The 14,110-nt window shown below is 70.6% G+C and carries 10 protein-coding genes; 4 read left to right on the forward strand and 6 right to left on the reverse strand.

The genetic code is table 11. The features are described 5' to 3' along the window. Positions 1-26: 26 nt before the first annotated feature. Positions 27-467, reverse strand: coding sequence for a MarR family winged helix-turn-helix transcriptional regulator (locus ACQPXB_RS24900; RefSeq protein ID WP_366590129.1), 441 nt, complete (start codon positions 465-467; stop codon positions 27-29). A gap of 106 nt (positions 468-573) precedes the next feature. Here ACQPXB_RS24900 and ACQPXB_RS24905 point away from each other — a divergent pair, with 106 nt between their 5' ends. Both ACQPXB_RS24905 and ACQPXB_RS24910 read left to right on the forward strand, forming a co-directional pair. Then, positions 574-972 carry a nuclear transport factor 2 family protein gene (locus ACQPXB_RS24905; protein ID WP_432844619.1) on the forward strand — a complete coding sequence of 133 codons (399 nt, stop codon included), beginning with the start codon at positions 574-576 and terminating at the stop codon, positions 970-972. Continuing rightward, on the forward strand, positions 972-1,334 hold the full coding sequence (locus tag ACQPXB_RS24910; RefSeq protein ID WP_366590134.1) for a VOC family protein: 363 nt from the start codon (positions 972-974) through the stop codon (positions 1,332-1,334). Before ACQPXB_RS24905 ends, ACQPXB_RS24910 begins: the two co-directional genes overlap by 1 nt. On the opposite strand, the gene ACQPXB_RS24915 is transcribed toward ACQPXB_RS24910, so the two are convergent. The 4 genes from ACQPXB_RS24915 to ACQPXB_RS24930 all read right to left on the reverse strand — a co-directional run bounded on the left by ACQPXB_RS24915 (position 1,318) and on the right by ACQPXB_RS24930 (position 11,609). After that, positions 1,318-3,423, reverse strand: coding sequence for an FUSC family protein (locus tag ACQPXB_RS24915; protein ID WP_432844620.1), 2,106 nt, complete (start codon positions 3,421-3,423; stop codon positions 1,318-1,320). The genes ACQPXB_RS24910 and ACQPXB_RS24915 overlap by 17 nt on opposite strands. Then, positions 3,420-6,563 (reverse strand): GH92 family glycosyl hydrolase, encoded by a 3,144-nt coding sequence (locus ACQPXB_RS24920; protein ID WP_432844621.1) that lies wholly within the window; start codon positions 6,561-6,563, stop codon positions 3,420-3,422. Before ACQPXB_RS24920 ends, ACQPXB_RS24915 begins: the two co-directional genes overlap by 4 nt. A 128-nt stretch (positions 6,564-6,691) precedes the next feature. Further along, a complete protein-coding gene (locus ACQPXB_RS24925; protein WP_432844622.1) occupies positions 6,692-10,999 on the reverse strand; it encodes a GH92 family glycosyl hydrolase in 4,308 nt (1,435 codons plus the stop codon). A 208-nt stretch (positions 11,000-11,207) separates the two neighbouring features. Next, positions 11,208-11,609, reverse strand: coding sequence for a DUF6924 domain-containing protein (locus ACQPXB_RS24930; RefSeq protein WP_366590142.1), 402 nt, complete (start codon positions 11,607-11,609; stop codon positions 11,208-11,210). Between the two features lie 129 nt (positions 11,610-11,738). On the opposite strand from ACQPXB_RS24930, the gene ACQPXB_RS24935 reads away from it, so the two are divergent. Both ACQPXB_RS24935 and ACQPXB_RS24940 read left to right on the forward strand, forming a co-directional pair. Beyond that, positions 11,739-12,410 carry a class I SAM-dependent methyltransferase gene (locus tag ACQPXB_RS24935; RefSeq protein ID WP_432844623.1) on the forward strand — a complete coding sequence of 224 codons (672 nt, stop codon included), beginning with the start codon at positions 11,739-11,741 and terminating at the stop codon, positions 12,408-12,410. Position 12,411: 1 nt separating this feature from the next. Next, positions 12,412-12,750, forward strand: a complete 339-nt coding sequence (locus ACQPXB_RS24940; protein ID WP_366590146.1) for a hypothetical protein — start codon at positions 12,412-12,414, stop codon at positions 12,748-12,750. 183 nt (positions 12,751-12,933) lie between these two features. Here the strand turns inward: ACQPXB_RS24940 and pip are convergent, their stop codons facing one another. Then, entirely contained in the window at positions 12,934-13,881 is a 948-nt protein-coding gene (pip, locus tag ACQPXB_RS24945; protein WP_432844624.1) for a prolyl aminopeptidase, read from the reverse strand. Positions 13,882-14,110: the final 229 nt, after the last annotated feature.

The raw sequence follows: 14,110 nt of genomic DNA on the forward strand, positions 1-14,110 counted from the left end.
GGGTGCGTTCGTTCGGGTGCGTCCAGTCACTCTCCGGCGGGTGTCGTGACGTTGGCGGCGAGGCGGCCCAGGAGTGTGGCGAGCGTCGCGATCTCGTGGTCGGTGAGGCCGGTGCGCATGCGGTTGTCGTGGGCCACAGCGGCTTCGGCGAGGCGGTGGAAGGTGGTTTCGCCGTATTCGGTGAGCTCGACGTGGTGGACGCGGCGGTTTTCGGGGTCGCGGGTGCGGGTGAGCAGGCCGGCGGTTTCCATTCCGTTGAGGTGGTGGGTGAGGGTGGCGCCTTGGATGCCGACGGCGTCGGCGAGCTCGCGTTGGCTGGTGTGCTGGTGGGTTTTGAGGGCGATGAGGATCTGCCAGACGGGCTGGGAGCCGCCGACGGCGGCGAGGGCCTGGTCGAAGGCTTGGCCCGCGGCTTTGGCGGTGCGGGCGAGGAGGACGCCGATGGGGGCGGTGGTGGGTCGGGGCACGGGTGCACCGTAGCGCAGATTGATCGAAGACTAAGCGTTTGACATCTAACGATTCGAGTTCTAACGTTTGTCGCGTCAAGCTGCTCCACTGACCACGGGAGGGATCATGGGCACCACCGAAGAGATCACCGACTTGGGGAGGCGCTGGGTCGCGGCCGAGACGGCGGGGGACACCACGACGCTGGCCGGGATGACCACGGGTGACTTCACGCTGGTCGGCCCGCTGGGTTTCGTGCTGGACCGCGACCAGTGGCTGCAGCGCTACGAAGGCGGCGGGCTCGTCACGCGCCGGCTGGACTGGCGCGATGTCGAGGTGCGTGAGCACGGTGACTCGGCGATCGCGGTCGGCGTGCACGACCAGGAGGCGACGCACCGGGGCAACGCGGTGGACGGGCAGTTCCGGTCGACGCACGTGCTGGTGCGTGAGGACGGCCGGTGGTTGCTGGCGGGGATGCACCTGAGCCCGCTCGGTGCGCCGCCGGCGTTCGCGCGCGGGGGTGCGTGATGGCGGAGCTGAACCACACGATCGTGTGGGCGACGGATCGGAGCGCGTCGGCGGAGTTCCTGGCGGGGGTCCTGGGGTTGACCGTGGGTGCAGAGACGGCTCCGTTCCTGCCGGTGGTGCTGGGCAACGGGGTGACGCTGGACTTCGCGCAGGCCGACACGGTCGCCGGTCAGCACTATGCGTTCCTGGTGAGCGACGAGGAGTTCGACGCCGCGCTGGCGCGGCTGACTGCTGCCGGTACGGCGATCTACGCCGATCCGTTGCACCGCACGGCGGGGGTCAACGGGATGTTCGGCGGGCGGGGGTTCTACTTCGACGATCCGGACGGGCACAACATGGAGCTGCTCACGAAGGCCGGTTAGCGCCGGCCGGTGCGGGCTGGGTCGCGTCGACGTTGAACACGCGGCCCAGCGCGACGACGCCTTCGTCGAGGTGGCTGAAGCTGGAGACGACGGCGCGGGTTTCGGCGTCGTCGATGCGGTCGACGACGGGGGTGCCGTCGTCGCGGATGAGCTTTTCGGTGGGTGTGGTGTTGGGGTGGCGGACGGCTTCGCCGACGAGGTCGATGTTGGCGAGCACGCGGCCGGCGAAGAGGTCGAGGCGGTCGGCGACGGGTCCGTCGAGCTGGCCGGGCTGGGCGCGGGCGGCGACGTGGCGGGCGCGGAAGGCGATGGTTTCCAGCGTGGTGAGCACGTGCCAGCCGTAGTCGCGCCGTGCGCTGCGGAGGTTGATGGGGTGGGTGAGGGGTTCGATGGTCTTGCGGACCTGTTCGACGGCTCGGTCGAGGTCGCGGGACATCTCGATGATGTTCACGTTGTCGCGGCCCGAGAGGAGCGTGTCGGCTGATTCGACGAAGTCGTGGAGCTCGTCGAGCACGGTCGCGATGTCGTCGAGCATCACCGAGCGGGTGCGGACGGGGACGATGACGACGGCGGCGAGCAGGCCGGCGGCGGCGCCGACGGCGGTTTCGGCGACGCGGATCCAGAGGACTTGGATGCTGAAGGTGCCGAGCAGGCTGTAGAGCAGGCCGAGCATGCTGGTGACGAAGAAGGCCATGAGGAACTGCGAGACGCGGGACATGTAGACCATGCCGAAGACGCAGACCATGATCAGGGCCAGGATCGCGAGGGTGTTGCCGCTGACGAGCAGGGCGAGTGCGACGCCGCCGACGATGCCGATGAGGGTGCCGCCGGTGCGGCGGACGCCTTTGACGAAGCGGGCGCCGGCGCTGGAGGTGCCGACGAAGACGACGAAGACGGTGAGCACGGCCCAGTACCAGCGTTGGTGGGAGATGAGCTGTCCGGCGAGGACGGCGAACCCGCCGCCGATCACGGCCTGGATGGCGCTGCGGGTCTGGTTGTCGTAGGCGAACGCTTTGGTGGGTTCGGGTTCGTCGTCGTCTTCGTCGAGGGAGTAGTCCACTGTGGCTTCGCGGCCGGCGACGCGCTGGGCGCGGTCGTCGGCGACGGCGAGCTCGGCGATGGCGCGGCGGACGCCGTCGCCGGGGTGGGCTTTCTCATCGATGCGGCTGCCTTCCACGAGCATGCGGCTGTACTCGCCGGTTTCGCTGATCAGGGGCAGTTCGCGGGGGTCGCGTTCCATCAGGGAGCGGAATTTGGCCAGGCGGGCGACGAGGTCGTCGGCGACGCCTTCGGGCATCGGGTGGGAGCAGGTGCGCTGGACGGTGATGGTGAGCCATTGCACGGCGAGCTCGACTTCGATGGCGCGGCGGCGCAGGAGGTCGGCGTTGCGGGCGTCGACGACGTCGGGGGCGTTGTCTTCGATGAGGAGGACGGATTCGTGCAGGCGGGCCAGTGCGGTGCGGATCTGGCGGTTGCTGCGGTCGCTGCCGGAGGAGGCGATGTAGGCCTCGGTGGCGCGGACGGCGGCGGCGACGCGGGCGCGGAAGGCGCGGCGGATGCGGATGAACTCGGTTTCGGCGTTGCGGCGCAGGAGGACGAAGCGCACGAGGGCGTTGGCGGCGACGCCGGTGGCCATGGCGATGAGCAGCTGCGGGGCCTGGGCGAGGTGGGCCTGCAGGAACATGGGGAAGAAGAAGAGGAAGAACGCCATGGAGCCCAGTGCGGTGCCGCGGGGGCCGAAGCGCTGGACGTAGACGGCGACGAAGATCAGCAGCACGAAGACGATGCTGTCGAGCGGTGGATAGGCGGCGCCGATGGTGGCCAGGGTGATGGAGCAGGCGCCGACGACTGCCGCGAGGCAGAGCGTGACGGCTTGGCCGCCGCTGGTGGGGTCGTTGACGGTGAACGCGCTCATCATGGCGGCGATGGCGGCGACCAGTGACGTGGTGAGCGGGAAGTGCAGGGGCTGCAGCGCGAGGATGGCGATGATGATGCCCAGCACGGCGGAGCCGGCCAGCCGCAGGCGGACGAGGCCGGGATCGGCTGCCGCCAGCCGGTCGAGGGTGGCGTCGCGGAGGTCGGCGATCATCGGGCGAGCAGCTCCCACTGGGCGAGGGTGACGCGGCGGCGGTTCGCCGCCGTGACACGCAAACGGTAGTGCTCGCAGGCGGCGGGGCTGTCGAGGACGAACGGGCGGGTCTGGCGGCGCCAGCGGAACAGCTCGTCGTCGCGGCGGTCGAGCACGGTCCAGCGGCGGCCGTCGGCGGAGCCTTCCAGTACCCACGCGGTGGGGTCGCCGTCGCGGCTGCCCGAGGTGAGCGTGTACATCGTGACTTCGCGGGGGGTGCCGTGCACGGAGAACTCGATCACGGGGGTGCGGGTGGTGAAGGTGGCTTCGGTGCGGCTGGTGTCGTCGACGAGGAGCGCGGCGGGGCCGTGGGGGCTGTAGGCGGTGCCGACGAGGTCGGTCAGCGGCTCGGGCCGCTTCGGGGTGACGGGTTCGGTGCCCCAGGTGCCGGGTTCGCTGCGGACGTCGAACTCGAGCACGGCGCCGCGGGCGAGCACGGCGTGGGAGAGGGTTGCCGACTGGTGGGGCCGGCCGTCGATGGTGAGGCCGTGGACGTAGGGCGTGTCCCCGGCGTCCCCCGGGCCGGCGGCGCCGGGGGCGCGGATCACGAGGTCATGGCCGTTCTCCAGGTGCAGGGTCGCCTGGCGGAACAGCGGCGCGCACACCACGTAGCGGGGGCTGCCGACCGTGAGCGGGTACAGGCCGAGGGCGGCGAAGACGTACCAGGCGGACATCTCGCCGTTGTCCTCGTCGCCCGGGTAGCCCTGGCCGAGCTCGCTGCCGAGGTAGAGGCGGCGCAGGACCTCGCGGACGGTGCGCTGCAGCTTCGCGGGCGCACCGGCGAAGGCGTAGACGAACGGGATGTGGTGCGAGGGCTGGTTGGAGTGGCCGTACTGGCCCATGCGCACGTCGCGGGCTTCGGTCATCTCGTGGATGAGGCCGCCGTAGGAGCCGGGTTTTTGCCCGGTCTCGGGGGTGGTGAAGAACGTGTCGAGCTTGGCTTCGAGGCCGGCGGTGCCGCCGTGCAGGGCGGCGAGGCCGGGCCCGTCGTGGGGCACGGAGAACGCGGTGTTCCACGCGTTGGTCTCCACGAAGTCGCCGCCCCACGCTTCGGGGTCGTAGCCGTGGGCCGGGAAGTGGCGGCCGCCGTCGGGGGTGCGGCCCTGGAAGAACCCGATGCGCGGGTCGAAGTGGTGCACGTAGTGCTGGGCGCGCTGGCGCAGGTAGGCGGCGTTGTCGGCGCGGCGGCGCGCGCGGGGGCCTTCGCTTTCGCGGGCGAGTGCGTCGGCGAGGTTGGCGAGGCCGAAGTCGTTGAGGCAGCCTTCCAGCGCCCAGGACAGGCCTTCCTTCGTGGAGGTGGGGGTGTAGCCGAGGAACGGTGCGGTGTCGAGGCCTTTGCGGCCGACGCCGGCGCGCGGCGGGGCGACGGTCGCGTTTTTCAGCGCGGCGTCGTAGGCGGATTCGACGTCGAAGTTGCGCACGCCTTTGAGGTAGGCGTCGGCGAAGGCGACGTCGGAGCTGGTGCCGGTCATGAGGTCGGCGTAGCCGGGGGAGGACCAGCGGGCGATCCAGCCGCCTTCGCGATACTGCTGCACGAACCCGTCGATCATCCGGCCGCAGCGCTCGGGGGTGAGCAGGGCGTAGGCGGGCCAGGTGGTGCGGTAGGTGTCCCAGAAGCCGTTGTTGACGTACAGCTCGCCGTCGACGATCTTCGCGCCGGTGCGCTTGCGGGTGCTGAACGCGCGGCCGCGGGCGACGGGGCTGGCGTGACGGATGCCGTCGGGTGTGTTCTCGTGCGCGCGGTTCGGGTAGAGGTAGAGCCGGTAGAGGTTGGAGTAGAACGTGGCCAGCTCGTCCTCGCTCGCGCCTTCCAGCTCGACGCGGCCCAGCACGTCCTGCCACTTGCGGCGCGCGCGGTCGCGGACCTCGTCGAACCCGGTGCCGGCGGGGATCTCCAGCTCCAGGTTGCGCCGTGCCTGCGCGAGGCCGATCAGGGACGTCGCGATCCGCAGCGTCACCTCGGGCGCGGCGAACTCCAGGTGCCCGCTCACCCGGCGCCAGATCGAGCCGCGGCCCCCGCCGGAGGCGGGCACGTCCGCTTGGGCGTAGACGAACATCCGCCGCGCGCCGGTGGACAGGCGGCTGCGTACCCACGTGTGGCCGGTGACCACCCCGGTCGACGGGTGCACGCGCAGGCCGCCGCGGTTGCGGGCGTTGTCGAAGACCACCCAGCCGGCGCCGTCGGGGAAGGTGAAGCGGAACATCGCCGCGTGGTCGGTGGGCGTGATGTCGGCGGTGACACCGGTGGAGAACCGCACGCCGTAGTGGTGCGGCCGGTCGGTCTCGTCGGCGTGGGTGAAGGTGAGCGCGCGGCGCCGGCGGTCGGTCTCGACGGGACCGGTGCCGGGCATGAGGTGGAAGGTGTGGCGGTCGCCCATCCACGGGCTCGGCTGGTGGCTCACCGCGAACGCCTGCAACGCCGGGGAGTTCGCCGCCGTGTTGTGCCGGTGGTAGGAGTAGAACCAGTCCAGCGACCGCGCGTCGGTGACCGGGGTCCAGAAGTTGAAGCCGTGCGGCACGGCCGTGGCCGGGAACGTGTTGCCGCGCGAGAAGGCGAAGCCGGAGTGCGAGCCGCGGGTGGTGCGCACGTGGTCGACCGGGTCACCCGTGCGCGGGTGGTGCTCGGCGACGCGCACGTCGTCGAGCCAGCCCTTGACGTCACGGCCGCCCGGCGCGTCGGTGAGCAGCACGATCCGCCGCACCCGGCGCCCGGCGAACGCGCCCAGCGGCCGGCGCACGAGGTTCCACTGGTCCACCAGCAGCGTCTTCGCGTGCCCCTGCTCAGTGGCCGAGAAGCCGGCGCTGCCGCCGTCGTCGAACTCCACGTCCAGCGCGACGAACGTGCTCCGGTAGGAGGGGATCGTCGCGTCCGAGGCCGGGAAGACCACGTAGGACAGTGCACTGTGGGCGGTGACCTCGACGTCGGTCTCGAACAGCACCGTCCGCGCCACGCCGCTGTAGCGCAGGGCGCGCACGCCGGTGAACCCCACGCCCGGTTTCGCGGTGGGGGACCGGTCGGGCCCGCTGTCCACGCGGACACCGGCCGCGGCCGGCTGCGGGTCACCCGCCTCGAACGATGAGAAGAACCCGGCGCTGGTCACGCGCACACGGTAGCCGCTCGGACGTCCACCGGCCCGCCACGGACATGATCTTTGACGCCGCCCGCCCCCGGAAACGACCGTGGGGCCTCTTTCCGATGCGGAAAGAGGCCCCACGGCGGGTCAGCCGGCTACAGCTTCGCGCACTGCCCCGCGGCCGGGCCGCGGACGGTGTTGGCGAGGTCGTGGTCGGTCGGGGCGGGCGTGTTGCCCGTGCAGGCCAGTGGCCCGCCCACGGTGCTGCTGGTCAGCACCGGCCCGTGGTTGCCCGTGAACGTCGCCGGGCCGCCGATGTCGGTCAGCTCGACCGAGACCGAGCCGGTCGTGCCCGTGATCGCCACCGGGCCCGACACCTTCGTGCGGTTCAGCACGACCTGCGCCGCACCCGTCGTCGCGAGCGGACCCGAGATCGAGCCGCCCCGCACCACCAGCGACGCACCGGCGGCCACGGTCACCGGACCGGACACCGTGGCGCCGGCGAGGCACACCGTGCCGCTCGACACCGTCAGCGGGCCCTTCTGCGCGCCCGTCAGCGTCTTCGTGCACGACGCGTCCGGCCGGCCCAGCAGCTCGAACTCCGCCAGCGACGCGGGACCACCGCTGCTGTCGGTGACGGTGAGCCGGTAGTAGGCGTAGTGCGCCGGGTTGGCCACCGCGAACGCCCGCGTCTGCTGCCGCCACGGGAACGTCTGACCGGTCTGCTGGTCGGCGACCGCCCACGTCTTCCCGTCGTAGGAACCCTCGAGCTTCCAGCTCTTCGGGTCACCCGCGCCCTTCGGCGAGGTCAGCGTGTAGTGCGTGACCGCCTCGTCCGTCGAGTTCAGCTGATACGTCACCGCTCCGGTCACCTTCGCCTCGGTGCGCGAGGAGTTGTCGATCAGCGCCGCCGCGTTCGAACCGTCCGAAGTGGACAGCGTGCCCTTGCCGGCGCCGGTCTCGTCGTGCAGCGGCGTCGGCACCGCGTCGCCCGTGGTGATCGACTTCGGCGCGTCGTTCGCGCCCGTGCCCCAGGCCGAGGGGTTCGGGCCCATGTCGAAGTCGAGCGTGGCCCCGTGGGAGAGCACGTCCTGCGGCAGCGACGTCGACGTCCAGGCCTTGCCGTTGATCTTCAGGCCCTGCACGTAGACGTTCTTCGCCGAGTTCTTCGGCGCGTTGATCACCACGTCGCCACCCGGCAGGTGCAGGGTCGCCTTGGTGAACAGCGGCGACCCGATCGCGTAGTTCGGGCTGCCCATCTGCAACGGGTAGAAACCGAGCGCGCCGAACACGTACCACGCGGACATCTCGCCGTTGTCCTCGTCGCCCGCGTAACCCTGGCCCAGCTCGCTGCCCGAGTACAGCCGCGAGAGCGCCTCCCGCACCTTGGCCTGCGTCTTCGACGGCTGACCCGCGTAGTCGTACATGTAGAGCAGGTGGTGCGAGGGCTGGTTGGAGTGGCCGTACTGGCCCATCCGCACGTCCCGCGCCTCCCGCATCTCGTGGATCACCGTGCCGTAGGACCCGGTCATCGTCGCGGTCTCCTGGTCGGCGAAGAACGCGTCCAGCTTCTGCGCCAGCTTGTCCTTGCCGCCGTAGAGGTTCGCGAGGCCCTGCCCGTCCTGCGGCACCGTGAACGCCATGTTCCAGCCGTCGGTCTCGGTGTAGTCTCCGCCCCACGCGCGCGGGTCGTACTGCGCCGCGGTCTTGGTGAACTTCCCGGACGCGTCCTTGCCCTGGAAGAACCCGATGCTCGGGTCGAACAGGTTCACGTACTGCTGCGCGCGGCTGGTGAAGTACTGGTAGTTCTCCAGGTACTCCGCCTTGCGCGGGTCACTCGCCGGGGCCTCGTCGTAGAGCTTCTTCGACAGGTTCGCGATGCCGAAGTCGTTGACGTAACCCTCGATCGCCCACGAGAAGCCCTCGCCCGTGGTGTTCGGCGTGTAGCCGAGGAAGATCGACTGGTCCAGGCCCTTGCGGCCCACCGCCGAGTTCGGCGGCGTCACCGTGGCGTTCTTCAGCGCCGCGTCGTAGGCCGACTTCACGTCGAAGTTCGTCACGCCCTTGAGGTAGGCGTCGGCGAACGCGACGTCGGAGCTCGTGCCCGTCATCAGGTCCGCGTAACCGGGGGAGGACCAGCGCGCGATCCAGCCCGAGTCGCGGTACTGCTGCACGAACCCGTCGACCATCTTCCCGGCCATGTCGGGCGTGAGCAGCGAATACGCCGGCCAGGTGGTGCGGTAGGTGTCCCAGAACCCGTTGTTGACGTAGATCTGGCCGTCGACGATCTTCGACCCGGTCTGCGTCGCGGTGTCCGCGCCCGTCTTGGCGGCCACCGGGCTGGCGTACTTGTAGGCCGGGGCCTGCGGCGTGCCGGTGTTCTCGAACGCCTCGTTCGGGTAGAGGAACAGCCGGTAGAGGTTCGAGTACAGCGTCTCCAGCTGGTCCTTCGACGCGCCCTGCACCTCGATCACCCGCAGCTGCTTGTCCCACGCCTGCTGCGCCGCGTCACGCACGGAGTCGAACGTCGCGGTCGGCGCGATCTCCTGCTCGAGGTTCTTCTTCGCCTGCTCCACGCTGATCAGCGACGTCGCGATCCGCATCGTCACCGTCTTGTCCGCGCCCGCTGCGAACCGCAGGTAACCCGTGACGTTGTCGCGGCCCTGGCCGGTCAGCTTCGCCCCGGCGGTCACCGGCTTGTCGAAGCTCGCGTACACGAACATCCGCCCCGCACCCGCCGACAGCCCGCTCTTCGCGTCCGAGTACCCGGTCAGCGTGCCCGTGGCCGGGTCGAGCGTGAGCCCGCCGGAGTTGTTCACGTTGTCGAAGATCAGGCTCGAGTCGCTGCCCGGGAAGGAGAACCGCATGACCGCCGCGTGGTCGGTCGGCGCGATCTCCGTCTTGATCCCGTTGTCGAACGTCACGCCGTAGTAGTGCGCCCGCGCGACCTCGTTGTCGTGGGAGAACGACAGCGCCCGCGCGTCGCGGTTCGCGTCCGGCACCCCGGCCGCCGCCGACGGCATCACCTGGAAGCTCTGCCGGTCACCCATCCACGGGCTCGGCTCGTGGCTCGCCGAGAACGCCTGCAACTGCGGCCGGTTGTCCGCGTTGTTCTGCGTCGAGTAGTTGTACAGCCAGCTGTCCGAACCCGCGTCCGTGACCGGCGTCCAGAAGTTGAACCCGTGCGGCACCGCCGTGGCCGGGAAGTTGTTGCCGCGCGAGAACGTGCCGTTGGCCATCGTGCCGCGCGTGGTCAGCACGTTGTCGCTCGGGCGCTGGCTCGCCGGCGGCGTCGGGGTCGCCGAGATCTTCACGTCGTCGAGCCAGCCCTGGAATGCACCCGGCCCGTTCGGGTTGTCGTAGCCGACGAGGATCCGGTCGATCGTCTTGCCCGCGGCGACCGTGCCGATCGCCGAACGCACCAGGTTCCACTGGTTCGCGTACAGGGTCTTGCTCGCGCCCTGGCCCTGCGGCGTCAGCGGGAACCCGTACTGGTCCGTCGCACCCAGCCCCGACAGGTACGTGCCGTCGGTGAACGCCAGGTCGATCGCGACGTTCGTGCTCGGGTACTTCAGGTCGTTGCCCGTGAGCTGCGGCTGCACCTTGTAGGACAGCTCGGTGGTCGGGACCACCGGCAGGTTCACGTCGAACACCTTGTTGTAGGAGTACCCGTGCCCGGCCGCGGTCTGCGTACCGGCGTAGCGGAACGCCTTCTTGCCCGTGAAGCCCACCCGGTTCTTGCTCGTGTACCCGCTGGTGGGCCCGGAGTCGACGAAGCTGCGCATGTTCGGCAACGGCGGCGGCGGGGCGTCGTCGTTGGCCAGCAGCAGCTCCGACATCTGCAGGATGTCGTCGCCGTGGTTGCGCGTCACGTCGAGGCGGTAGTAGCGGTACGCCGCGCTCGGTGCCGCGAGCTTGTACTGGTTCGTCTGGAACCGCGCGTCGAACGACTGGCCCGACTGCTTGTCCAGGTCCGTCCACTGCTGCGCGTCGTTCGACCCCTGCAGCGTCCAGTCCTGCGGGTCACGGCCGGGGAAGTCGTTGGCCGAGCTGATCGCGTAGTGCGTGATCGCCACCGGCTCCGACAACGTCAGCTGCGCCCACGCGGTGGGGTCCCACGAAAGCCATTTCGTGTCGGTCGTGCCGTCGACCAGGTTCGCCGAGACCTCACCGCCGTCGGTGTTCTCGCTGCTCGCGCTCACGTCGGTCACCTTGCCCCGGATGTCACCCGGGATCGTGGCACCGTTCGCGCCGTTGACCCCCGACGTCCGCGGCTGCCCCGCGGCATCGGTGTCAACGGTGTCCTGCCACGTCGGCTGCGGATCCGACGGCTCGAACGAGGACGAGAAATCCGGCGGAGGGGCGTCCGCCGCGGCGGTCGAGGTCACCGGCGCGGCGACCAATCCGGCCGCCGCCACGACCGCGACCAGCGCGGCGCGGACGGATCTGGCGCTTCGGGGCATCGTTGCTCCCAGCTTGTCGGGGCGGGTCGGGCACGCCCGCGCGGGAACCCTCCCGGCGGCGGCGCTACGGAAGGGAAACCCGGGCGTGACATCGATGTCAAGATCCGGCGGGCAAACCTGACCGGAAACGGACAACGCCGGACGTACCCGCTGGCGCATCCGGCCTTGCCGCGCCGGCGAGCGGACTGCGGCCGAGCGGCGCGGAGCGTCAGAACCCGCGGAACACCCCGTCCTCGTCCGCCGACGCCGTGAACTCCTCCCAGTCCATGTTCGCCAGCGAGATGTTGTTCTCGATCGACCACAGGTGCTCCGCGACCACCCGCAGGCGCCCGTTCACCCGCGGGCTCACCCGCACCACCAGCAACGGCAGCTCCGCCGACGCGAGCGCCGTCCGATCCGCCAGCACCAGCAGCGCCCACTCCGGCGCCAGCGCGATCAATTGGTCGGCGGTCGCGTCGCGGTAGGCCGGGTCGTCGACCACGTGCAGGTTCGGCAGGAAATCGTCTTCGTTCGGGGTCGTCACCGCGGTGCGGACCGCGTCCCACCCGGCCGGGTCGGCGAAGTCCGTGCGGATCAGCAGGCTGGTGTGGAGGTCGGGCAGTCGGTCCATGGTGATCAGTGAACCGCAGCCGCGCACCCGGGCCGGCACCGCACGCACGCGGGGGCGCTCGAGTACGCGGCCGGGTGGCGCATCCGGAAATCCCGCACACCGCATGGCCGCCGCCGGTATAAGGGGAGCATGCCCCCTGAAGCGATCGACCAGGCGGCGGCCGACGACGCCGCGCGCCGCCGTGCCGAGGCCGCGCTGGCCGAAGGCGACCCGACGGGGTGGTTCGAGCCCCTGTACGCCGCGGCCGAAGCGGGGGAGGCCGTCGTGCCGTGGTACCGGGGCGAACCGGGCCCCGAGCTCGCGGCCTGGGCGGCGGCGAACCCCGGCGCGGGCCGCAGCGCGCTCGTCGTCGGGTGCGGCCTGGGCGACGACGCGGAACTGCTCGCCGAGTCCGGCTACGCGACCTCGGCGTTCGACGTCTCGCCCAGCGCGATCAAGGCCGTGCTCAACCGCTTCCCCGACACGCGCGTCTCCTACCGCACCGCCGACCTGCTCGACCCGCCCGCCGCCTGGCACCACGCCTTCGACGTCGTCGTCGAGATCCTCACCGTGCAGTCCATGCCGAAGTCCGTGCGCGACGCGGCGATCGCGTCCGTGGCCGGCTTCCTCGCCCCCGGCGGCACGCTCGTCGTCGGCGCGTTCGCCGAGGAGAACATCGACCTCGCCACCTGGTCCGGACCACCCTGGCCGCTCAACCGCGCCGAACTCGACTCCTTCGCCCGCGACGGCGTCAAGGCCACCACCGTCGACCGCGTCCGCGACGGCAGCCGCTGGTGGGCCCAGTTCACCCGGGAGACCTGACGTGAACCCGATCCTCGAACGCTGGCTCACCGAGCACCTCCCCGACCTGGCACCCACCGAGGTGCTCACCGCCCTGCTCATGACGGCTCAGCTCGGCCACGACGTCCCCGACGACGTCCTCGACGCCTGGGGCCGCGAAGTCGTCATCACCCGCCGCGTCGTCGACCAGTCCGAACCCGAGTTCATCACCCAGGCCCGCCGGCGCGGCTGGTCCTGGGACCGCATCGCCGACCGCCTCGGCCTCCCCAGCGCCGAAGCCGCCGAACACCGCCAGGCCACCCTCGAAGCCGAACTCGAGCGCACACACCCGCAGAACCTGCCGGGCGCCTGGCGGGCCTAGCGGCGCCGGAAGCTCGCCGCATGGCACGGACACTCTCCCTGAGAACCACCCGTGATCATCCGCGCGAGCCGGCGTGCGCACGCCAACGCCTGCAACGGCGTCACCTCCGCAGTGGCGGGCAGATACCCCGCATCGGTCAGCTTCGCGGACTCCATCCGTCGAGCGCCCCACCGCGGCCGTCCGTCACCGGGCGAATCGGTCCGTCGCGCCGACCAGCACGTTCTGCATCGAGGCGGCGGAAATCGTGTGTCCGACGTCGTCCAGCATCACCAGCTCGCTGCCGGGCCAGGCGTGGTGCAGCAGCCACGGTGTGCCGACGATGTTGCTGGTGTCGAGCACGCCCTGCGCCAGCACAGCCGGGATCCCTGCCAACTTGGCCGCTTCGCGCAGGATGACGCCGTCCTCGAGGAACGCCCGGTTGCTGAAGTAGTGCGTGACGAGCCGGGCAGAGCAGAGCCGGTACGTCGGATCCTCGTAGACGTCGTGTGGCCGCACGCCCGGCAGCATCGCGCCTTCCCAGGCGCACCAATCCGCGGCCGCCTGGTGGTGGACCACGGGGTCCGGGTCCATGACCAGTCGGTGGTATGCGGCGGACAGGTCGCCGTCGCGCTCGTTCTCGGACACGCCCTCGCGGAACTGGGCGAAGGCCTCCGGGAAGTAGGCACCGAGACCGCGGATGAGCATTTCGATCTCGAGGTGCCGGTCGGTCGCCAGGCCCATCAGGACGATCTCGCTGATCCGCTCGGTGTGGCGCAGAGCGTAAGTCAGCCCGAGCACCGAGCCCCAGGAACCGCCGAACAGCAACCACTTCTCGATACCGAGCCGGGTCCGGAGGAGTTCGAAGTCCGCGATCAGGTGGGCAGTGGTGTTGGCCGAGAGGTCGGCGACCGGAGCGCCGGCGTGCGGGATGCTGCGGCCGCAGCCGCGCTGGTCGACGAGCACGACCCGGTACCGCTCGGGGTCGAAGTAACGGCGGAGATTTGCCGAGCAGCCCGAGCCCGGGCCGCCGTGCACGACGAGCGCGGGCTTCCCGGCCGGGTTCCCGCAAGTCTCCCAGTAGATCTCGTGCCCGTCTCCGACGTCGAGCAGGCCCTGCTCGTACGGTTCGATCTCGGGGTACAGCCCAGCCATCAGCGCGTCCTCACACCGGGATACAACAGTGCTGTCACATTAGCGGCCCACGGCACGCTCACGCATGGCCTTTTCGACTCGGAGAAGGGCGGGCGGGGGCGCTTACAAGCACTCCAGGTTCGTCTCACAATTGCGCGGTCCCGTGGCACGGACCACCGTCGCACCACGGCCACCCGCGGCACGGCGCCGCATCATCCCCTGATCACTGCTGGTCAGACATATTCACCAT

It is taken from the genome of Amycolatopsis sp. CA-161197 (genome assembly GCF_050942255.1).
In the GTDB taxonomy this organism is placed as follows: Bacteria; Actinomycetota; Actinomycetes; order Mycobacteriales; family Pseudonocardiaceae; genus Amycolatopsis.